The sequence below is a fragment of the Streptomyces capillispiralis genome, assembly GCF_007829875.1.
Classification (GTDB): domain Bacteria; phylum Actinomycetota; class Actinomycetes; order Streptomycetales; family Streptomycetaceae; genus Streptomyces; species Streptomyces capillispiralis.
In genome coordinates, this window is the sequence record NZ_VIWV01000001.1 from 1269301 (window position 1) to 1290564 (window position 21264).

Below are 21264 nucleotides of genomic sequence, written 5' to 3' on the forward strand. Positions count from 1 at the left end.
CACTCGTTCAGGCCGTCCGCAGGAACCGGTCGAGGACATGGACGCCGAAGTGCAGCGCCTCGACGGGGACGCGCTCGTCGACCCCGTGGAAGAGGGCCTGGTAGTCGAAGCCCTCGGGCAGCTTCAGCGGCGCGAACCCGTAGCCGGTGATGCCCAGCCGGGAGAACTGCTTGGCGTCGGTGCCGCCCGACATGCAGTACGGCACCACGTGTCCCTCGGGGGCGAACGCCTCGACCGCGGCCCGCATCCGGGCGAACGTCGGCGAGTCCACCGGTGCCTGGAGGGCCACTTCGCGGTGCTGGAACTCCCAGTCGACGTCCGGCCCGGTGAGCTGGTCCATGGTGGCGCGGAACTCGTCCTCGACGCCGGACAGATACCGTCCGTCGACGTGTGCCACGGCCTCGCCCGGAATCACGTTGATCTTGTAGCCGGCGTCCAGCATGGTCGGGTTGGCGCTGTTGCGGACCGTGGACTCGACCAGCTTCCCGGCGGTGCCCAGCTTGTCCAGCAGGGCGTCCACGTCGGACAGGTCGGTCTCGATGCCGTACACGGCGGCGAGTTCGGTGAGCGCGGCCCGCACCGTCGGGGTGAGCCGCAGCGGCCACTCGTGCTCGCCGATGCGGGTGATGGCGGCGGCGAGACGGGTCACCGCGTTCTCCCGGTTGACCTTGGAGCCGTGGCCGGCCCGGCCGCGGGCGGTGAGCTTCAGCCAGGCCGTGCCGCGCTCGCCGGCCGCGATCGGGTAGAGCTGCCGCCCGTCGCCGTCGTGGAAGGTGAACGCGCCCGACTCGCTGACGCCCTCGGTGCAGCCCTCGAAGAGGTGGGCGTGCCGGTCGGCGAGGAAGCCGGAGCCGTCCTCGGCGCTGGCCTCCTCGTCGGCGGTGAACGCGATCACCACGTCGCGCCGGGGCCGGACGCCCTCGCGGGCCCAGGCCCGCACCACGGCGAGGATCATCGCGTCCATGTTCTTCATGTCGACGGCGCCGCGGCCCCAGACGACCCCGTCGCGGACCTCCCCGGAGAAGGGGTGCACGCTCCAGTCGGCGGCCTCGGCCGGGACGACGTCCAGGTGGCCGTGGACGAGCAGCGCGTCCGCCGACGGGTCGGTGCCCTCCAGGCGGGCGACCACGTTGGTGCGTCCGGGGGTGCGCTCCAGGAGGACCGGTTCCAGGCCGGCCTCGGCGAGCCGTGCGGCGGCGTACTCGGCGGCCGGCCGCTCCCGGCAGTCGCCGCCGCCCCTGTTGGTCGTGTCGATCCGGATCAGGTCCGACGTGAACGTCACGACCTCGTCCAGGGCCCGCTCGTCAGCCATACTGCTCCTCCACCGCGGCCGAGGCGATCGTGGTGACCGCCTTGAAGGTGCGGATCCCGTCGTACATGGTCCCGCTGGTGTACGCCACCTTCCGCTCACCGGTGCGGGTGACTCCCGGCACGACGGTGGCGGCCATCGCCAGGTGCTCGGCGTCGAACTCCACGGCGACCGTGAACGGCCCGCCGTCCACGGGCTCCCGGCGCACCGCGAGCGCGGCCGCCTCCTTGGCGGCCGCGCGGATGTCGGCGGCGGTGCGGGCCGGTGTGCGGCACACGGCCGCGTACCGCGACACATGGTCCTTGACGGCGACCTTCAGCGCCTCGGGGGCGTAGCCGAGGGCGTCCTCGCAGGCGACGTCGTCACCCGTGACGAGGACCACCGGCACCCCGTACTCGGCGACCACGTGCGCGTTCAGCAGTCCCTCGCTGGCGCGTACGTCGTCGACCCACACGCCGGTGATGGAGTTGGCGAGGAAGGTGTGGGCGAGGACGCCCTCCATGCCGGCGCCGGCGTGGTAGCCGATGAAGGCGATGCCGTCGACGTCGCCGTGCTGCACGCCCTCCACCATGGAGAGGGACTTGTGCCGGCCGGTGAGCATCTCGGCCCGGTCGTCCAGCTGTTCCAGCAGCAGGTTGCGCATGGTCCAGTGGGCCTCGTTGATGAGCACCCCGTCGGCGCCGCCGTCGAAGAAGCCCTGGACGGCGGCGTTGACGTCCGAGGTGAACATCGACCGGCACCGCTCCCACTGGGGAGTCCCCGGCAGCACGTCGGCCGGCCAGGTGACACCGGTGGCGCCCTCCATGTCGGCGCTGATGAGGATCTTCATGCGGCACACGCTACGTGCTTCGGCGGATTTCCGGCCAGCCTGTGGATAACTCCCACCGGTCCAGACCGGTGGCGGGCCCCTGCGGTACCGCGCCGGGCCCGCCGGCCCGGGAATCTAGGCGCGTCCCGCCACGTACCAGAGGGACGGCACTTCGACGCGGGTGCCGTCGGGGCCGTACTCCGTGGTGGTCAGCGGCAGGGTGCCGCTCGTCAGCACGGTCAGTCCGGCCGCGGTCAGGAACCCGGGCACGGCCGCGTCGGCCACCTCGCCGGGGGCTATGCCGTGCCGGAGCACCGGCGCGAGCTTGGGCGGCGGCCCTCCGGGGCCGGCCGCCAGGCTCCTCAGCGCCGCCCCGGCGGCTTCGGAGAGCTCCACGAGGAAGGCGCGGCCGCGGTCGCCGACCACCGTGGCGATGCCGTCCGCCAGCGCCTGCCGGTCGTCGGCCTCGCTCTGGTGCAGCACTCCGCGCTGGTAGACGTTGGCGTCGCCGACCTCGGCGTGCAGTGCCCGCACCGCGGCCCTGTCGGCGGCGTCCAGCCGGCGGTACTCCGCCCGGCCGGCCGGGTCGGCGCCGCGGGCGCGGTCCAGGGCGGCGGAGGACAGGTCGGCGCCGACGACGCGCGGGAAGCGGTCGGCGAGGAAGCGGGTCTGGGTGCCGTTGCCGCAGCCGAGGTCCACCAGGGGCAGGCCGGGGTCGGACAGGTGCGGTGCGAACAGGGTGAGGTGGCGGGCCGCGGTCAGGGCGGGTTCCGCGTCCCAGAGCACGGCCCCCGGCCCGTCCGGTGCCTCACGCCAGAAGCCCTCCCAGGCCTCCCGGTACCGACTGGTCACGCTCATGCCCAAACTCCTCGGGTGCGACGCCGGCCCGCCCCGTGTGACGGGCCAGTACGGTGTATCGCGCCCCGGGCGCGCGGACAAGGACACGGCGCACGCCTTCACCGTTCACGCGAACCGGTGGTGCGCCGTCGCGCCACCGGCGCTCAGCGGCGCGGCAGCGTCAGTTCGCACCACACGCTCTTGCCGGCCGCCGTCCGGCTCGTCCCCCACTCACGGGCCAGGGTGCTGACGACGCGCAGCCCGCGCCCGAACTCGTCCGCCGGGCGGGCGTTGAGCAGCGTGGGCAGTTCGTGGTCGTCGTCCTCCACCTCGCACAGCAGCGTGTCCCCGCGCACCAGCCGCAGGGCGACGGGCCGGGCGTGGGAGTGCCGTACGGCGTTGGTGACCAGCTCGCTGACCATCAGCTCGGTGCTGTCCACGAGCTTCGGCAGCCCCCAGTCGTGCAGTCGCTCACGGACCGCCGCGCGGGCCCGGCCCACCTCCGACGGGTCGGGGCGCAGCCGCCATTCGGCGACGGCGTCCGGCTCGATGCCGCCCAGCCGGGCCATCAGCAGGGCCACGTCGTCCTTGCGGCCGCCGCGACCCGCTTCCGAGAACGTCACCGCGAGGGCCCGGACGATGGCGTCGCAGGCGTCGTCCATGGAGGCGGCCGGGTGGGCGGCGGACTCGCACAGCGTGGCGAGGCCGACGCCGATGTCCTCGCCGCGCACCTCGACCAGCCCGTCGGTGCACATCACCAGCCGGTCGCCGGGCTCCACGGGCACGCGCACCGCCTCGAAGGGCACCCCGCCGACGCCGATGGGCGCCCCGGTGGGCAGGTCGAGCAGTTCGCTGCGCCCGTCGGCGGCCCGGACCAGGACGGGCGGGATGTGCCCGGCGTTGGCGAGGCTCAGCTCGCCGGCGATGGGGTCGTAGACGGCGTACAGACAGGTCGCGAGGTAGGTGTCGCCGAGCCGCTGGGCGAGGTCGTCGAGGTTGCGCAGCAACTGCGCGGGCGGCAGGTCCAGTCCGGCCATGGTCTGCACGGCGGTGCGCAACTGGCCCATCATCGCGGCCGAGTTCAGCCCGTGGCCCATGACGTCGCCGACGACGAACGCGGTGCGGGCGCCGGGCAGTTTCACCGCGTCGAACCAGTCTCCGCCGATCCGGCCGAGCAGGGTGCCGGGCAGATAGCGGGTGGCGATGTCGCAGCCCGCCATGCGCGGCGGGATGTGCGGCAGCATGCTGTCCTGGAGCGTCTCGGCGACGTTCTCCTGGTACGTGTACATGCGCGCGTTGTCGAGCACCAGGCCCGCGCGGGCGGCGAGTTCGGCGCCGGTGACCCGGTCCATGTCGTTGAAGACCTGCCGCTCCGGGTGGCGCAGCAGGATCATGAAGCCGAGGACGGCGTGACGTGCCTTCAGCGGGACGACCAGCATGGAGCGGCCGGTGATCAGCGGCCGGATGTCGCGCTTGTCGAACTGCGAGGCGATGGCATGGCCCATCTCCTCGCTGATGCGCGGCACGAGGACGGGTTCGCCGGTGGTCATGCACTGGAAGAACGGCGTGTGCGCCGGAAAGGGCATGGCCTCCCCGACCGGCACCACGTCCTCCCAGCGGCCCGGTTCGTCGGTGTGCTCCAGCGCGACCCGGTGCCACATGGTGGTGGTGTCCGGCACGCCCTCGTCGAACCCCTCGCCGGCAACGACCTGTTCGCGCAGATAGGTGCCGGCGACGTCGGTGAAGCGGGGCACGACGGCCTTGCTGACCTCGACGATGGTGCGCGAGAGGTCGAGGGAGGTGCCGATGCGGGAGCTGACCTCGTTGAGGAACTCCAGGCGTTCCCTGACGGCCGCGTACTCGAGGTCCTCGCCCTCGTCCCGCAGCTCCTCGGGCCCCGGCTCGCCTGCCGCCGGCGCCCGGGCGGCCCGCTCCCGTCGCTGCCGGCGTTCGGCGCGCCGGGGCACGCCCCAGTCGGGGGTGACCGGCACCCGGTCGTTCTGGCTGAACTCCAGGACCGGGTAGCCGAGTTCGAGGACCTGGGAGACGATGCGGGCGCTGTCGCCCACGCTCATGCTGGGGAGGATCTCGGGGAGCCGGCGGGCGAGGTCCTCGGCGCCGGGGAGGTCGGTGTGCCGGGCGAAGCCGGGCGCGATGCGTTCGTACGCCCCGGCCCCGTCCGTGCGCAGTCCGTCCGCGTCGGCCGCCAGCACCAGCAGCCGCTCCCGCCCCGGGCCGACCAGGGGGTAGGCCCACCAGAGCACCTCGACGCGGTCGGTCCCGGACGCGGCGAGGCGGGCCCGGCCCGCGGCGGGGTAGGCCGGCCCGCCGCCGAGGGAGGCGCCGAGGCCGGGCCCCGGACCGTCGTAGGCCGCGTACTCCCCGTACGGGGTGTCCTCCCCTTCCTCGGGCAGCGCACCGGTCACGGGGAGCAGGTCGACGGCCGGGCGGCCGAGCGCCTCCTCCTTGGGGAGTGCGAACAGCCGCCGCGCGCCCCTGCTCCAGTGGGAGACGAGTCCGTCGCGGTCGACGACGACCACGGCCAGCGGGATCCGGCCGGCACCGCCGTCCGCGGCCGCCGGTGCGTCCCGGGCGCGGTGACCGGGGGGTGTGTCCTGCTCGGTGCCACGTTCCATGGCCCAGGCCCTCTCTCCCCCGGCTGCGCAAGATCTGTACCGCCGTCACCACCGTACGGCCCCGGTCGGCCGCGATGTGCGGCAACGCGGGAATTGCCCGCCGGAGCCCGCACCGGCGCGTGTGCCCGCGCGCGACCTGCCGCCTCAGTCCTCGTGCCCGAGCTGAAGGTCGCGTTCCGTTCGTCCGCCGCCCGCCATCCGCAGCACCGTGGCGACCGGCGGGTACCCGGTGGCGATCACGGTGTACTCGCCGGACGACAGGTCGACGAACCGGAAGATCCCGTCGGGTCCGGTGGTGAGGGTGTCGACGACGTTGCCCGCCGCGTCGAGCAGGGTCACGCGCGCCTCCTCGACCGGCCGTCCGCCGCCCGCCCGCACCGTGCCGCGCAGCACGGCGCCGCCGGCCAGCTCGATGTCCTGGCGGGTCTCGCGGGCCGCCTGGACGGTGACGGGGAGGGCGGCCGGGCGGAAGGCGGGGGCGCTGGCGGCGAGGGTGTACTCGCCCGCCACCAGTTCGCTGATGACGTAGCCGCCCTCGCGGCCGCTGCGGGTGCTGGCGACGACCTCCCCGTGGACGTTGGTGAGGGTGACGGCGGCGTCCCGCACGGGGGTGCCGTCGGCGGTGAGGACGCCGCCGGCCAGCCGGCCGGCGCCGCCGAGGACGACGTCGAGTTCGACGGGCCGCTCGCCGACGGTCACGGAGACCGCCTGCGGCTGGTGGCCGCCCGCGGCGGCGATCAGGACGTACGCGCCCGGGCCGGGCGTGGCGAGCGCGTACCGTCCGTCCTCGCCGCTGGCGCCCCGCCCGGTCTGCCGTCCGGAGACGTCGACGAGGGTGAGCGCCGCGCGGGGTACGGCGGTGCCGTCGGGGTGCTGCACGGTCCCGCAGACGGGAACGCCGCCGGTGTGCGGCGAACGGGCCCCCGGTACGCGCGGGTCGGTGCGGGGTGCTTCCTGTGCCGGGTCGGCGATGGGGGTGTGGTGGGACACCAGGGGTTTCTCCTTGAGGAAAAAGGCGGTGAGCAGGCCGAGGACGAGCACCGGCACCAGGTGGAGGAAGACGCTCGGCACGGTGTCGGCGTAGGCCTGGACGTGGGCGTCGCGCAGCTCGGGCGGCAGCGCGTGCACGAACTGCGGGGTGAGCGGGCGGGCGTCGTGCGGCGCGGCGCCCGCGGGCGGGTGCGCGTCGGTGAGCCGGCCGGCCAGGAGGGCGCCGACGACGGCGGCGCCGACGCTGCCGCCGATCTGCCGGAAGTAGGTGTGGGCGCTGGTGGCGGCGCCCAGGTCGGCGGGGCGCGCGGAGTTCTGCACGGCGAGGACCAGCACCGGCATCACCATGCCGATCCCGGCGCCGAGGACGGCCGTCCAGATCCCGAAGTGCAGCCGGGGCGTGCCGGGCTCCAGGCGGGACAGCAGCCACATGCCGGTGACGGCGAGGGCGCAGCCCACGACGGGATGGCTCCGGTAGCGGCCGGTGCGGCTGACGAGCTGCCCGGAGAGGACGGAGGCGCCGACGATGCCGCCCGTCAGGGGCAGCATCAGCAGTCCTGACCCGGTGGCGGAGACCCCGTGGACCATCTGCAGGTACGTCGGCAGATAGCCGGCGACGCCGAACAGGGCGGCCCCGGTCACCAGGCCCACCAGCGCGCTGACGGTGAAGACGGAGTCCCTGAACAGCCGCGGCGGGAGCAGGGGTTCGGCGGTGAGGCGCTCGACGAGGAGGAAGAGCAGGGTGGCCGCGGCGGCGCCGGCGCCGAGGCCGAGCACGACGCGGGAGTCCCAGGCGTACCGGGTGCCGCCCCAACTGGCCAGCAGGACCAGGCAGGTGGGGACGACGGCCAGCAGGAGGGCACCGAGGACGTCGAGGCGGGGCCGGGCGGCCGGTTTCGGCAGCTTGAGCGCCAGGGCGACGACGGCCATGGTGACGAGGCCGAGGGGCACGTTGACGTAGAAGCACCAGCGCCAGGAGAGGTGGTCGGTGAAGTAGCCGCCGAGCAGCGGTCCGGTGACGGAGGCGAGTCCGAAGGCGGCGCCCATCAGTCCCGTGAACCGGCCGCGCCGCCGCGCGGGCACGATGTCCGCGACGATCGCCTGGACGCCGGTCATCAGGCCGCCCGCGCCGACGCCCTGCAGCGCGCGGCAGGCGATCAGCTGGTCCATTGTGGCGGCGCGGCCGGCCAGGGCGGAGCCGACGACGAAGACCAGGACGGCGAACTGGAGGACGCCCTTGCGGCCGAGCACGTCGGCGAGCCTGCCGTAGACCGGCAGTCCGATGGTGGCGGTGAGCAGGGAGGCGGTGATCACCCAGGACATCCGGTCCTGGCCGTGCAGTTCGCCGACGATCTCCGGGAGCGCGGTGGCGACGGTCAGCTGCTCCAGGGCGGCGAGCAGCAGCGCCGACATCAGCGCGAGGAGGACCAGCCGGACCCGGAGCGGGCCCGGACCGGGCGCGGGGGCCGGTGCCGGGGGCGGCGGGCCCACCGCGGGTGGCGCCGTGACCGGCTCGTCCCGCGCCGGAGTGATCCCGCCCATGTGCCACTCCCCTCGTCGCAACGCCGGACCATTCCTGCGTGAAAGCGACAACTACGAGCAAGCGCGGCGAGTTACGGGACAGAGAAGGGCCGCAATGAGATCACCCGAACCGGTGAGAAGCCAACTCCCCGCCGGTTCGGGCACCTTGGACGACCGGACGGCCGGGCCGCCCGGTGGGCGCCCGGCCGTCCGGACTACTTCTCGACCTCGGCGGCGAGCCGCGCGAGCAGGGCGTCGTAGATGCGGGCGAGGCCCTTGGGCGCGAAGGTCTTCTCGAAGAAGCCGCCGATCCCGCCGGCCCCGTTCCACACGGTGGTCACGACGACCCGGGAGCGGCCCTCGCCGGCCGGGGTGACCCGCCAGGTGGTGACCATGGAGGAGTTGCGGTCCTTCTCGACCAGTTCGCCGTCGGCCGGCTCGGTGACCTCCAGCAGGCAGTCGCGCACGCGCTTGCTGGTGGCCTGGAGCTTCCAGTGCACCAGGCTGCCCTCGCCGTCGCCGCCCTCGCGCACCTCGTACTCGCTGTACTGCTCGGGCATCACCTTCGCGCGGGTGCCGCTGTAGTCGGCGAGGGCATCGAACACCGTCTCCGCGTCCGCCGCGACGATCCGCTCCGTAGTGGCCTCGACCTGCGCCATCGCTTTCCTCCAGGGCATGGGTTCTCAGGGGTCGGGGCAAGCCAACCACCCGCGTACCCGGCCGCCCAAATCGGGGTTCCGTAAGTGACCGAAGATGTCGCTCGCACGATCATGGGAACAAGTGTTCTATTGTGTGGTCCCGTGCCATCGAAGGAGGCGTCATGCGCTGGGAGAACCTCACCCCGGACTCCGGACACAGCCGGGCCGAGGCCGCGCTGTTCGGCGCGGAGGCGGTGACCACCCGCACCTTCGACACGCCGGAGTTCCGCGGCATCACCTTCCACGAGATCCGGGCCCGCTCGATCGTCAACCGGGTGCCGGGGGCCTCCCGCATGCCGTTCGAGTGGACGGTGAACCCCTACCGGGGCTGCACCCACGCGTGCGTCTACTGCTTCGCCCGCAAGACGCACAGCTACCTGGACCTCGACACCGGGCTCGGTTTCGACAGCCAGATCGTGGTCAAGGTCAACGCGCCCGAGCTGCTGCGCCACCGGCTGGCCTCCCGCGGCTGGCAGGGCGAGCACATAGCGATGGGCACGAACGTCGACTGCTACCAGCGCGCGGAGGGCCGCTACCGGCTGATGCCGGGCATCCTCGCCGCCCTGCGCGACCACGCCAACCCCTTCTCGATCCTCACCAAGGGCACGCTGATCCTGCGCGACCTGGAACTGATCGAGCAGGCCGCGGAGGTGACGGACGTCGGCGTCTCGGTGTCGGTGGGCTTCACCGACGAGGATCTGTGGCGCACGGTCGAGCCGGGCACGCCGGCGCCCGAACGGCGGCTGGACGTGGTCCGCGCGCTCGCCGGGCGCGGCATCGGCTGCGGGGTGCTGATGGCGCCGGTGATCCCGTTCCTGAGCGACCGTCCGGAGCAACTGCGGGCGACCGTCCGCGCGATCGCGGCCGCGGGGGCCACCTCCGTCACCCCCCTGGTGCTGCACCTGCGGCCCGGTGCCCGCGAGTGGTTCATGTCCTGGCTCGCGCGGCACCATCCGCACCTGGTCCACCGCTACGAGCGGCTGTACGCGGAGGGCGCCTACGCCCCGAAGTGGTATCAGCGCCGCGTCACCGGCCAGGTGCACGAGCTGGCCCAGGAGTACGGCATTGGCCCGGCCGGCGCGGGAATGCCGCGCCGCGCCCGGACCCCGGAGCCCGCCCCGGAGCCGGCGACGGAGCCCACCCAACTCACGCTCCTCTAGGGTCGTTCGAGCGCATCCAGCGGCCCGATCGGGTCAAGAATCGACGGAAAACGTTCAGAAGGGGTCCCATACCGGGACGATGCCGCGTGGGTCGTGAGCCTCGCGGTCCGCAGCACCTCCGTCCTGGGAGGACCCCCATGAGAAGAAGCGCAGCCGTGCTGTGCGGTGCCGCCGCCGTCGTGGCCGGAAGCCTCACGGCCGTGCCCGCCGAGGCCGGCACCCCGCGCGCCACGGAGCCGTTCCCCGTCGCCCGGGCCGCGTGGAAGCCGTGCGGCACCGACGACTACCCGGCGCTGCAGTGCGCGTCCGTCGAGGTGCCGCTCGACCACGCCGACCCGGCCGGGCGGAGGATCACGCTCGCCCTGTCCCGGATCCCGCACACCGCGGAGAAGTACCAGGGCCCCCTGCTGGTGAACCCGGGCGGCCCCGGCGGCAGCGGTCTGACGCTCGCCGGGTTCGTCGCGTCGTCGCTGCCCCGGCAGGTGGCCGCGCAGTACGACGTCATCGGCTTCGACCCGCGCGGTGTCGGCGCGAGCGAGCCCGCCCTGGACTGCGTACCGGGCCACTTCGGCCACGTGCGCCCCGACACGGTGCCGACCACGCCCGAGGTCGAGCAGGCCAACCTCGCGCGGGTCCGGTCCTTCGCCGAGGCCTGCGGCCGGAAGTACGCCGGTCTGCTGCCGCACATCGACACGGCCGGCGCGGTGCGCGACATGGACGTGATCCGGCGGGCGCTGGGCGCACAGAAGATCAACTACTTCGGTTACTCCTACGGCACGTACCTGGGCGCGGTCTACGCCAAGCTGTTCCCGGAGCGGGTGCGGCGCCTGGTCCTGGACTCGGTCGTCGACCCCACCGAGGTCTGGTACGACGCCAACCTGAACCAGGACCACGCCTTCAACGAGCGCCACCGCGCCTTCATGGCTTGGGTCGCCCGGCACGACTCCGCCTACCGGCTGGGCACCGACCCGGAGAAGGTCGAGGCCGAGTGGTACGCGATGCGCGCGGCGCTCAAGGAGAAGCCGGCCGGCGGCAAGGTGGGCGCCGCGGAGCTGGAGGACACCTACATCCCGGGCGGCTACTACAACGGCTACTGGCCGTATCTCGCCCAGGCGTTCTCGGCGTACGTGAACGACCGGGACGCCGAGCCGCTGATCGAGGCGTTCGAGAACTTCGGCGCCGTCGACGCCGCCGGCGACAACGGCTACAGCATCTACACGGCCGTGGAGTGCCGGGACGCCTCCTGGCCGGACGACTGGCGGCAGTGGCGCAAGGACAACTGGGAGGCGTACGAACGGGCACCGTTCATGACCTGGAACAACGCCTGGTACAACGCTCCGTGCGCGTTCTGGCCGACCGGGCACCTGCGGCCCGAGCGCATCCGCAACAGCAAGCTGCCCCCGGCGCTGCTGTTCCAGGCGACGCACGACGCGGCCACCCCGTACCAGGGCGCCGCCACCGTCCACCGGCTGCTGGACCGCTCCAGCCTGGTGGTGGAGTCGGGCGGCGGCAACCACGGCATCACACTGAGCGGGAACGCCTGCCTGGACCGGCACCTGGCCGCCTATCTGGCCGACGGGACCGTGCCGCGGGGCGGTCACGGGGAGGCCGACGCGGTGTGCGCGCCGCTGCCCGACCCGAAGCCGCTGACGTCGAAGGCGGCGCCGACGACGGCCCGCGGTTCGACGCTGCACGGGCTGCTCGGCTTCCGGGGCTGAGCGCCTGACGACCCGTCGGGGACGGGGCTGTCACACCCGTGGTCCATCATGGCCCCATGAGCGACCTGACCCGCATCCCCGCTCCCGACGGCGTGGCCCCGGCGGCCCAGTACACCCATGTGGTGACGGGCACGGGCCGGCTCGTCGCCGTCTCCGGACAGCTCCCGCTCGACGAGGACGGCGGGCTCGTCGGCGAGGGCGACGCCGGAGCCCAGGCCCGGCAGGTGTTCGAGAACCTGCGCCGCTGCCTGGCCGCCGCCGGCGCCACCTTCGACGACGTCGTGAAGCTCACCTACTTCGTCACGGACATGGCGCACCTGCCGGCCGTCCGCGCGGCCCGCGCCGCGCACATACCCGACGACCGGCTGCCGGCGGCGTCCGCGGTCCGGGTCGCGGGCCTGGTCCGCCCGGAGTTCCTGATGGAGATCGAGGCGCTCGCGGTGGTGGACGCGTGACCGGTCCGGTGCTGCGGCCCATGACCGCGGACGACTGCGAGCGCGTCGCCGAGATCCGGATCGGGGGCTGGCAGCACGCCTACCGGGGGCTGGTCCCGCAGCCGTACCTCGACGGGCTCGACGTGGCGGAGGACGCCGCGCGGCACCGCGAGCGCCTGCTGCGCGGCGACGGCGGCGTGGTGAACCTGGTCGCCGAGACGGGCGGCGGCGAGGTCGCCGGGTGGGCCGCGTTCGGCCCGTACCGGGACGGCGACCGGCGCACCGGGGACGCCGAGTTGTACGCCCTGTACCTGCGCCCCGAGCACATCGGCCGGGGCGTGGGGCGGGCGCTGCTCACCGAGGCGGCGCGCCGCTGCGCCGCCGCCGGCCACCGGCGCATGTACCTGTGGGTCCTCCAGGGCAACGCCCCCGCCCGCCGTTTCTACGAGCGGGCGGGCTTCCGCGCGGACGGCGCCGTGGAGACCTTCGCGGTGGGCGGGGACGAGGTGCCCGAGGTGCGGTACGTGAAGGAGCTCGCCGGCTGACGGGCTACCGCTGCCCGGGGACGCGCCGCCCGGAGCCCCGCTGCCGGGGGATGCGGGACAGTGCGCGCACCGCCGCCTCGGCGAGCGCGGGGTGGGCGAGGGCATCGGTCAGCACGGGTTCGGCGCGCGCGTCGCCGAGTTCGCCCAGCCCCTCCACGCAGGCGAGGGCGACCTTGCGGTACGGATCGTGGGGGCTCAGCCGGCGTCGCAGCGTGGTGATCAGGGCGGGGACGGCCTCGGGGGCGCGCAGCGCGGTCAGCAGGCGGACCGGGTGCAGGGCGTAGGCGACGCGGAGTTCGTTGGTGGCGAGGGCGGCGGCCGCGCGGGCGGTGCGCGGGTCGCCGAGACGGGCGAGGGCGTGCGCGGCGGAGGCGCAGCGCGGGGGGTCCCGGTGGTTGAGGAGGAGCACCAGGGCCTCGAAGGCCCGCCGGTCCCCCGCCAGTCCCAGCCGGAACGCGGCCAGTTCGCGGGCCCACAGCGGTTGTCCGGGTTCGGTGAGGACGGCGGCCAGGGTGTCGGGGTCCCGCGCGGCCAGGAGACGGTCGTACGCCGCCGATCCTCCGGACTCCGTCCGTAAGCGCTCCGTGAGCGTTCGCAACTCTTCGTCCATGTCCCCGAGACTAGGCGCGCGGTGGGCCGCTCGGGACGTACATCACAAACCCGGGGGCTGGCGCGCTCGTTACCCGCGAGTTAAGCTCAGACGAGCGAGTTACCCCTCGTGTACCTCCTCACAGCGGTCTGGTGACGCGGCCGCCGTGAGTCGCGGTCGGTTCGGTGCCCTGTGCACCGCAGTACGGCTCGGCCCCGGGACAGGGCCGGTCGGATCCGCCGTCGTCGTGGGCGTGTGCGCGCCCTCCCCGCCCGGGCCTTGCCCGTCGGCCGGGGATCCGCCGACGGCCCGGGCGTGTGCGCTCGCAGCCCGGACCACACCCGCCATCCCGCACGCACCCGGTGCGCCCCCGAGGCGCACCCGGGCGTGTTTTCCGTCGTCACCCTCATTCCTGGAGTCCCTCGATGGCCACTCCCCTGTCCCACCCCTCCCTGCCCCCGCTCCGGACCGTCGCCGTGGTCGGCCTCGGCACGATGGGCACCGGCATCACCGAGGTCCTGGCCGCCGCCGGCCGCGACGTGGTCGGCGTCGACATCAGCGAGGCCCAGGCCGCGCGGTGCGTCGCCGCCCTGGAGTCCTCGACCGCCCGCGCCGTGGAGCGCGGCCGGCTGACCGAGCGGCAGCGCACGGACCTCCTGGCCCGCGTCACCACCTCCACCGACCTCACGGCCGCGGCCGGCGCCGACCTGGTGATCGAGGTGGCGCCGGAGTCGTACGAGATCAAGCAGCAGATCCTGGCCGCACTGGACCGGATCGTGCGACCGGAGACCGTCCTGGCGACCGGCACCAACGCGCTGTCCGTGACCCGTCTCGCGGCCGGCTCGGCCCGACCCGAGCGGGTGCTGGGCATGCACTTCTTCAACCCCGCGCCGGCCATGAAGCTGGTCGAGATCGTCTCCAGCGTGCTGACCGCCCCCGCGGCCGTCGCCGCCGTCACCGACCTCGCCCTGGACCTGGGCAAGGAGCCGGTCGCGGTCGGCGACCGGCCCGGATTCGTCGCCGACGGCCTGCTGTTCGGCTACCTCAACCAGGCCGCCGCGATGTACGAGGCCAACTACGCCTCCCGGGAGGACATCGACGCCGCGATGCGCCTGGGCTGCGGGCTGCCCATGGGCCCGCTGGCGCTGCTCGACCTGATCGGCGTCGACACCGCGCGCACGGTCCTGGAGGCCATGTACGCCGAGTCCGGTGACCGGCTGCACGCCCCGGCGCCGGTCCTCCGGCAGCTCAGCGAGGCGGGCCTGACGGGCCGCAAGGCCGGGCGCGGTTTCTACACGTACGAGGCGCCGGGGAGCGGGACCGTGGTGCGGGACGCGCTGACCCCGCCGGAGGGCGCCTCCCCCGCCGCGGGCCGTCCGGTGCGCTCGGTGGGTGTCGCGGGCTCCGGCACCATGGCCTCCGGGATCGCCGAGGTGTTCGCCAAGGCGGGCTACGAGGTGGTCCTGGCCGCCCGCAGCGAGGAGAAGGCGCGGGCGGCCAAGGGGCGGATCGGGAAGTCGCTCGCGCGCTCGGTCGACAAGGGCCGGATGACCGCCGAAGTCGCCGCCGGGGCCCTGGAGCGGGTCCGCCCGACGGGCACCTACGACGACTTCGCCGACGTCGACCTGGCGGTCGAGGCGGTCGCCGAGGACCTGGAGGTCAAGCGGCAGCTGTTCGCGACACTGGACAAGGTGTGCAGGCCGGGCGCGGTGCTCGCCACCACCACGTCGTCCCTCCCGGTCGTCGCCTGCGCCCGCGCCACCTCGCGCCCGCAGGACGTGATCGGCATGCACTTCTTCAACCCCGCGCCGGCCATGAAGCTGGTCGAGGTGGTGCGCACGGTGCTGACCGCGGACGACGTGCACGCCACCGTGCGGGAGGTCTGCGGCACGATCCGCAAGCACGCCGTGGACTGCGGCGACCGGGCCGGGTTCATCGTGAACGCGCTGCTGTTCCCGTACCTCAACAACGCGATCAAGATGGTGCAGGAGCACTACGCCTCCCTCGACGACATCGACGCGGCGATGAGGCTGGGCGGCGGCTACCCGATGGGCCCCTTCGAGCTGCTGGACGTCGTCGGGCTGGACGTCTCGCTGGCGATCGAGAAGGTGCTGCACCGCGAGTTCCGCGACCCGGGGCTCGCCCCGGCGCCGCTGCTGGAGCACCTGGTGGCCGCGGGCTGCCTCGGCCGCAAGACCGGCCGAGGCTTCCGCGAATATGCCAAGCGCTGAGCGGCCTCCCGGCGACCGGTTGCGGGGCGGCACGGAGTGGGGCGGGCTGCTGGACCCCGACCGGTTCCCGCCACCCGCCCCCGGTGCCCCTCCCCCGCCCGCCGAGGGCGGGGGAGCCCCCGGTCACGCGCACCGAGCTGCGCACATGCAGTACGTTCAGGGCATGTCCCAGCCCGCCAAGTCCGTACGTACACCCGCCACGACCGAGCCGCCGGAGAGTGCCGCAGGCTCCCGCGCCGCCGCCCAGCGGCTGAAGATGCGCCGGGAACTGGCGGCCGCCGCGATGGAGCTGTTCGCGACCAAGGGGTACGAGGCGACCACCGTCGACGAGATCGCGGCCGCCGCCGGGGTGGCCCGCCGCACCTTCTTCCGCCACTTCCGTTCCAAGGAGGAGGCGATCTTCCCCGACCACGACGACACCCTGGTCCGCGCGGAGGCGGTGCTCAACGCCGCGCCCGCGCACGAGCATCCGCTCGACACGGTGTGCCGTGGCATCAAGGAGGTCATGAAGATGTACGCGGCGCGGCCGGAGATCTCGGTCGCCCGCTACAAGCTGACGCGCGAGGTGCCCACCCTGCGCGAGGCGGAGATCGCGTCGGTGGCCCGCTACGAGCGCCTGTTCACCCGCTACCTCCTCGGCCACTTCGACGAGCACGCGCACGACGACGACGCCAACGACGACCCGCTGCTGGCGGAGGTCGCCGCGTCCGCCGTGGTCACCGCCCACAACCACGTGCTGCGGCGCTGGCTCAGGGCCGGCGGCCAGGGCGACGTGGAGGCACAGCTCGACCACGCCTTCGCGATCGTCCGCAAGACCTTCGGCACCGGGATCATGGCGGGCCGGCGCACCGCGCCGCCGCAGCCCCCCGCGGCGACGGTGTCCCCGCACGGCGAGGTGCTGGTGACGGTCGCCCGCACCGACGCCCCGCTGGACGAGGTGATGCGGACCATCGAGCAGGCGCTCAAGGAGCGCTGAGCGGGTCCGCACCCGGGCCGGCAGGCCCGTCCGCCCCCGACGACCGCTGTGACGACGGCCACCCCACCGGGTGGCCGTTTTGCCATGTCAGGGGCGCTTTTCGCACCGCTTTCCGAGGCCGTTCGATCGATCATCGCTCATCTGATGCGTAAAGATTTCACCTGAGCCCAACTTCTGGCACGCAGTGCCTTGCCGTGTGACACGGCGTGCCATACGTTGAAGGTGTCCGGGCTGTCCCGGCGGGCTCACCGGCCCGTACGTCCCGGACGCCTGCGTCACAGGCACCCTCCCGCGCCACCACGCGCTGCCGAAGCTCCACCGCCGAACCGACGGCACCCCCAACCCTCAGCAGCACACCGACGTAACCCTCAGCGCCCTCCCTCGGGGCGCTCATCGCCGGAGGCAACACCGTGACCGTGAAGGACATCCTGGACGCGATCCAGTCGGCCGACGCCACGTCGGAGGACTTCGCCGCCCTGCCGCTCCCCGAGTCGTACCGCGCGATCACCGTGCACAAGGACGAGACGGAGATGTTCGCGGGCCTCGAGACCCGCGACAAGGACCCCCGCAAGTCGATCCACCTCGACGACGTGCCGCTGCCCGAACTGGGCCCCGGCGAGGCCCTGGTGGCCGTCATGGCCTCCTCGGTCAACTACAACTCGGTGTGGACCTCGATCTTCGAGCCGCTGTCGACGTTCGGCTTCCTGGAGCGCTACGGCCGCACCAACGAGCTGGCCAAACGCCACGACCTGCCGTACCACATCATCGGCTCCGACCTCGCGGGCGTCGTGCTGCGCACCGGCCCCGGCGTCAACGCCTGGCGGCCCGGTGACGAGGTGGTCGCCCACTGCCTGTCCGTGGAGCTGGAGTCGAGCGACGGGCACAACGACACGATGCTCGACCCGGAGCAGCGCATCTGGGGCTTCGAGACCAACTTCGGCGGACTCGCCGAGATCGCGCTCGTGAAGTCCAACCAGCTGATGCCGAAGCCGGACCACCTGAGCTGGGAGGAGGCCGCCGCGCCGGGCCTGGTCAACTCCACCGCCTACCGGCAGCTGGTCTCCCGCAACGGCGCCGGCATGAAGCAGGGCGACAACGTGCTCATCTGGGGCGCGAGCGGCGGACTCGGCTCCTACGCCACCCAGTTCGCGCTGGCCGGCGGCGCCAACCCGATCTGCGTCGTCTCCTCGCCGCAGAAGGCGGAGATCTGCCGGTCCATGGGCGCCGAGGCGATCATCGACCGCAACGCCGAGGGCTACAGGTTCTGGAAGGACGAGAACACCCAGGACCCCAAGGAGTGGAAGCGCTTCGGCAAGCGCATCCGCGAACTCACCGGCGGCGAGGACATCGACATCGTCTTCGAGCACCCGGGCCGCGAGACCTTCGGCGCGAGCGTCTTCGTCACCCGCAAGGGCGGCACCATCACCACCTGCGCCTCCACCTCGGGCTACATGCACGAGTACGACAACCGGTACCTGTGGATGTCCCTGAAGCGCATCATCGGCTCGCACTTCGCCAACTACCGCGAGGCCTGGGAGGCCAACCGGCTGATCGCCAAGGGCAGGATCCACCCGACGCTGTCCAAGGTGTACGCCCTGGAGGACACCGGCCAGGCCGCCTACGACGTCCACCGCAACCTGCACCAGGGCAAGGTCGGCGTGCTCTGCCTGGCGCCCGAGGAGGGACTCGGCGTGCGCGACCACGAGAAGCGCGCACAGCACATCGACGCCATCAACCGCTTCCGGAACATCTGAGGACACCGAGGTCATCGATGACTGAGCGTCAGAAGGACCGGCCGTGGCTGATGCGCACGTACGCCGGTCACTCCACGGCCGAGGCGTCCAACGAGCTGTACCGGCGCAACCTCGCCAAGGGCCAGACCGGTCTGTCGGTCGCGTTCGACCTGCCGACGCAGACCGGCTACGACCCCGACCACGTCCTCGCCCGCGGCGAGGTCGGCCGGGTCGGCGTGCCCGTCTCGCACCTCGGTGACATGCGCCGGCTGTTCCAGGACATCCCCCTGGAGCGGATGAACACCTCGATGACGATCAACGCCACCGCCATGTGGCTGCTGGCGCTCTACCAGGTCGTCGCCGAGGAGCAGGGCGCGGACCTCACCCGGCTCCAGGGCACGACCCAGAACGACATCGTGAAGGAGTACCTGTCCCGGGGCACCCATGTGTTCCCGCCGGGGCCGTCGCTCCGCCTCACCACGGACATGATCGCGTACACGGTCTCCCACCTGCCGAAGTGGAACCCGATCAACATCTGCAGCTACCACTTGCAGGAGGCCGGGGCCACGCCGGTGCAGGAGATCGCGTACGCGATGTCCACCGCCATCGCCGTGCTCGACGCGGTGCGCGACAGCGGCCAGGTGCCGCGGGAGCGCATGGGCGACGTGGTCGGCCGCATCTCCTTCTTCGTGAACGCGGGCGTCCGCTTCGTCGAGGAGATGTGCAAGATGCGCGCCTTCGGCCGCATCTGGGACCAGGTCACCCGCGAGCGGTACGGCATCGAGGACCCCAGGCACCGCCGCTTCCGCTACGGGGTCCAGGTCAACTCCCTGGGGCTGACCGAGGCGCAGCCGGAGAACAACGTCCAGCGGATCGTGCTGGAGATGCTGGCCGTCACCCTCTCCAAGGACGCCCGCGCGCGGGCCGTGCAGCTCCCGGCCTGGAACGAGGCCCTGGGCCTGCCCCGCCCCTGGGACCAGCAGTGGTCGCTGCGCATCCAGCAGGTGCTGGCGTACGAGAGCGACCTGCTGGAGTACGACGACATCTTCGAGGGCTCGAAGGTGATCGAGGCGAAGGTGGAGCAGCTGGTCGCGGACTCGTTCGCGGAGATGGAGCGGATCCAGGAGATGGGCGGCGCGATGGCGGCCGTCGAGTCCGGCTACCTCAAGTCCCAACTCGTCGCCTCGCACGCCGAGCGCCGGGCCCGGATCGAGTCGGGCGAGGAGAAGATCATCGGTGTCAACGCCTTCGAGGGCACCGAGCCGAACCCGCTGACCGCCGACCTGGACACCGCGATCCACACCGTGGACCCGGCGGTCGAGGCCCGTGTCGTCGCCTCGCTGCGGCACTGGCGCGACACCCGCTACCAGCCGCCCTTCAACCACCCGCGTCCCTGCAAGGCGCTGGAGAAACTGAAGGAGGCCGCGCGCGGCACCGCCAACCTCATGGAGGCCACGCTGGAGTGCGCCCGCGCCGGCGTCACGACCGGCGAATGGGCCGGGGCGCTGCGCGAGGTGTTCGGCGAGTTCCGGGCGCCGACCGGTGTCTCCTCCGCCCCGGTGGCGGTGGCCGCCGGGGAGGGCTCGGCGCTGTCGGAGGTGCGCCACAGGGTGGAGCTGACCGCCCGTGACCTCGGTGTCGGCAAGCTGCGCTTCCTGGTCGGCAAGCCGGGCCTGGACGGGCACTCCAACGGCGCCGAGCAGATCGCCGTGCGGGCCCGCGACGCCGGGTTCGAGGTGGTCTACCAGGGCATCCGGCTCACACCCGAGCAGATCGTGGACGCGGCCCTCGCGGAGGACGTGCACGCGGTGGGCCTGTCCATCCTCTCCGGCTCGCACGCCCAGCTCGTCCCGGACGTGCTGGAGCGCCTCCGTGTGGCCGGTGCCACAGATATACCGGTGATCGCTGGTGGCATCATCCCGAACGGTGACGCCGAGGAACTGCGGGCGGCCGGAGTGGCCGCGGTCTTCACCCCGAAGGACTTCGACATCACCGGGATCATCGGCCGCATCGTCGACGAGATCCGCAACGCCAACAAGCTCGACCCCCTGGAGGTCCCCGCATGACCGCCCACCCGTCGCCCCCCACCACCCTTTCAACGGGCGGCTCCGCCGCGCACCTCTCTGTCAACCGCCTTCGCCCCCGGCGTTCCTGCCTGGCCGTACCGGGCTCGAACCCGCGCTTCCTGGAAAAGGCCCAGGGCCTCCCCGCCGACCAGGTCTTCCTCGACCTGGAGGACGCCTGCGCGCCGCTCGCCAAGCCCGAGGCGCGGCACACCATCGTGAAGTTCCTCAACGAGGGCGACTGGACCGGCAAGACGCGGGTCGTGCGGGTGAACGACTGGACGACCGAATGGACGTACCGGGACGTCGTCACGGTCGTCGAGGGCGCCGGCCAGAACCTCGACTGCATCATGCTGCCGAAGGTCCAGGACGCCCAGCAGATCGTCGCGCTCGACCTGCTGCTCACCCAGATCGAGAAGACGATGGGCTTCGAGGTCGGCCGGATCGGCATCGAGGCGCAGATCGAGAACGCCCGCGGCCTGAACAACGTCAACGAGATCGCGCAGGCCTCGCCGCGCGTGGAGACCATCATCTTCGGCCCGGCCGACTTCATGGCGTCCATCAACATGAAGTCCCTGGTCGTGGGCGAGCAGCCGCCCGGCTACCCGGCGGACGCCTACCACTACATCCTGATGAAGATCCTGATGGCCGCCCGCGCCAACGACCTCCAGGCGATCGACGGCCCCTACCTGCAGATCCGCAACGTGGACGGCTACCGGGAGGTGGCCCGGCGCGCCGCCGCGCTCGGCTTCGACGGCAAGTGGGTGCTGCACCCGGGCCAGGTCGAGGCGTCCAACGAGATCTTCTCGCCCTCGCAGGAGGACTACGACCACGCCGAGCTGATCCTGGACGCGTACGAGTACTACACGTCCGAGGCGGGCGGCAGGAAGGGCTCGGCGATGCTCGGCGACGAGATGATCGACGAGGCCAGCCGGAAGATGGCGCTGGTCGTCTCCGGCAAGGGGCGCGCCGCCGGCATGACGCGCACCAGCACGTTCGAGATCCCGGAGGGCTGA

The 21264-nt window shown here is 72.9% G+C and carries 16 protein-coding genes; 9 read left to right on the forward strand and 7 right to left on the reverse strand.

Annotated features, from left to right (window positions below; translation table 11 throughout):
• Positions 1–7 precede the first annotated feature (7 nt).
• The 6 genes from FHX78_RS05045 to FHX78_RS05070 form a co-directional block, all read right to left on the reverse strand.
• On the reverse strand, positions 8–1312 hold the full coding sequence (locus tag FHX78_RS05045; protein WP_145866262.1) for a M20/M25/M40 family metallo-hydrolase: 1305 nt from the start codon (positions 1310–1312) through the stop codon (positions 8–10).
• Positions 1305–2138 (reverse strand): M55 family metallopeptidase, encoded by an 834-nt coding sequence (locus FHX78_RS05050; protein WP_145866263.1) that lies wholly within the window; start codon positions 2136–2138, stop codon positions 1305–1307. The genes FHX78_RS05045 and FHX78_RS05050 overlap by 8 nt, the downstream gene beginning before the upstream one ends.
• A 114-nt stretch (positions 2139–2252) precedes the next feature.
• Positions 2253–2975, reverse strand: coding sequence for a class I SAM-dependent methyltransferase (locus FHX78_RS05055; RefSeq protein ID WP_145866264.1), 723 nt, complete (start codon positions 2973–2975; stop codon positions 2253–2255).
• Positions 2976–3118: 143 nt separating this feature from the next.
• Positions 3119–5590 (reverse strand): SpoIIE family protein phosphatase, encoded by a 2472-nt coding sequence (locus FHX78_RS05060; protein WP_145866265.1) that lies wholly within the window; start codon positions 5588–5590, stop codon positions 3119–3121.
• Positions 5591–5734: 144 nt separating this feature from the next.
• Positions 5735–8122, reverse strand: coding sequence for an MFS transporter (locus FHX78_RS05065; protein ID WP_145866266.1), 2388 nt, complete (start codon positions 8120–8122; stop codon positions 5735–5737).
• 194 nt (positions 8123–8316) lie between these two features.
• Positions 8317–8760, reverse strand: coding sequence for an SRPBCC family protein (locus FHX78_RS05070; RefSeq protein ID WP_145866267.1), 444 nt, complete (start codon positions 8758–8760; stop codon positions 8317–8319).
• 161 nt (positions 8761–8921) lie between these two features.
• Between FHX78_RS05070 and FHX78_RS05075 the strand changes: the two genes are divergently transcribed.
• From FHX78_RS05075 to FHX78_RS05090, 4 genes are all read left to right on the forward strand, one after another.
• Positions 8922–9959: an Rv2578c family radical SAM protein gene (locus FHX78_RS05075; RefSeq protein WP_145866268.1), complete on the forward strand. Its 1038-nt coding sequence runs from the start codon at positions 8922–8924 to the stop codon at positions 9957–9959.
• Positions 9960–10096: 137 nt separating this feature from the next.
• Entirely contained in the window at positions 10097–11677 is a 1581-nt protein-coding gene (locus tag FHX78_RS05080; RefSeq protein WP_145866269.1) for an alpha/beta hydrolase, read from the forward strand.
• 56 nt (positions 11678–11733) lie between these two features.
• A complete protein-coding gene (locus FHX78_RS05085) occupies positions 11734–12132 on the forward strand; it encodes a RidA family protein (RefSeq protein WP_145866270.1) in 399 nt (132 codons plus the stop codon).
• A gap of 20 nt (positions 12133–12152) precedes the next feature.
• Positions 12153–12656: a GNAT family N-acetyltransferase gene (locus FHX78_RS05090; protein ID WP_145871653.1), complete on the forward strand. Its 504-nt coding sequence runs from the start codon at positions 12153–12155 to the stop codon at positions 12654–12656.
• A gap of 4 nt (positions 12657–12660) precedes the next feature.
• Here the strand turns inward: FHX78_RS05090 and FHX78_RS05095 are convergent, their stop codons facing one another.
• Positions 12661–13266, reverse strand: coding sequence for an adenylosuccinate lyase (locus FHX78_RS05095; protein ID WP_145866271.1), 606 nt, complete (start codon positions 13264–13266; stop codon positions 12661–12663).
• Between the two features lie 404 nt (positions 13267–13670).
• On the opposite strand from FHX78_RS05095, the gene FHX78_RS05100 reads away from it, so the two are divergent.
• The 5 genes from FHX78_RS05100 (at position 13671) to FHX78_RS05120 (ending at position 21264) form a co-directional block, all read left to right on the forward strand.
• Entirely contained in the window at positions 13671–15476 is a 1806-nt protein-coding gene (locus FHX78_RS05100) for a 3-hydroxyacyl-CoA dehydrogenase family protein (protein WP_145866272.1), read from the forward strand.
• Between the two features lie 163 nt (positions 15477–15639).
• Entirely contained in the window at positions 15640–16452 is an 813-nt protein-coding gene (locus FHX78_RS05105) for a TetR family transcriptional regulator (protein ID WP_189908625.1), read from the forward strand.
• 410 nt (positions 16453–16862) lie between these two features.
• Complete coding sequence (gene ccrA, locus FHX78_RS05110) at positions 16863–18206, forward strand: crotonyl-CoA carboxylase/reductase (RefSeq protein WP_145866274.1); 1344 nt, start codon at positions 16863–16865, stop codon at positions 18204–18206.
• The gene (locus FHX78_RS05115; protein WP_268257210.1) at positions 18203–20251 is read left to right on the forward strand and encodes a protein meaA; all 2049 of its coding nucleotides are present in this window, start codon (positions 18203–18205) and stop codon (positions 20249–20251) included. The genes ccrA and FHX78_RS05115 overlap by 4 nt, the downstream gene beginning before the upstream one ends.
• Positions 20248–21264 (forward strand): HpcH/HpaI aldolase/citrate lyase family protein, encoded by a 1017-nt coding sequence (locus FHX78_RS05120; protein ID WP_145866276.1) that lies wholly within the window; start codon positions 20248–20250, stop codon positions 21262–21264. Before FHX78_RS05115 ends, FHX78_RS05120 begins: the two co-directional genes overlap by 4 nt.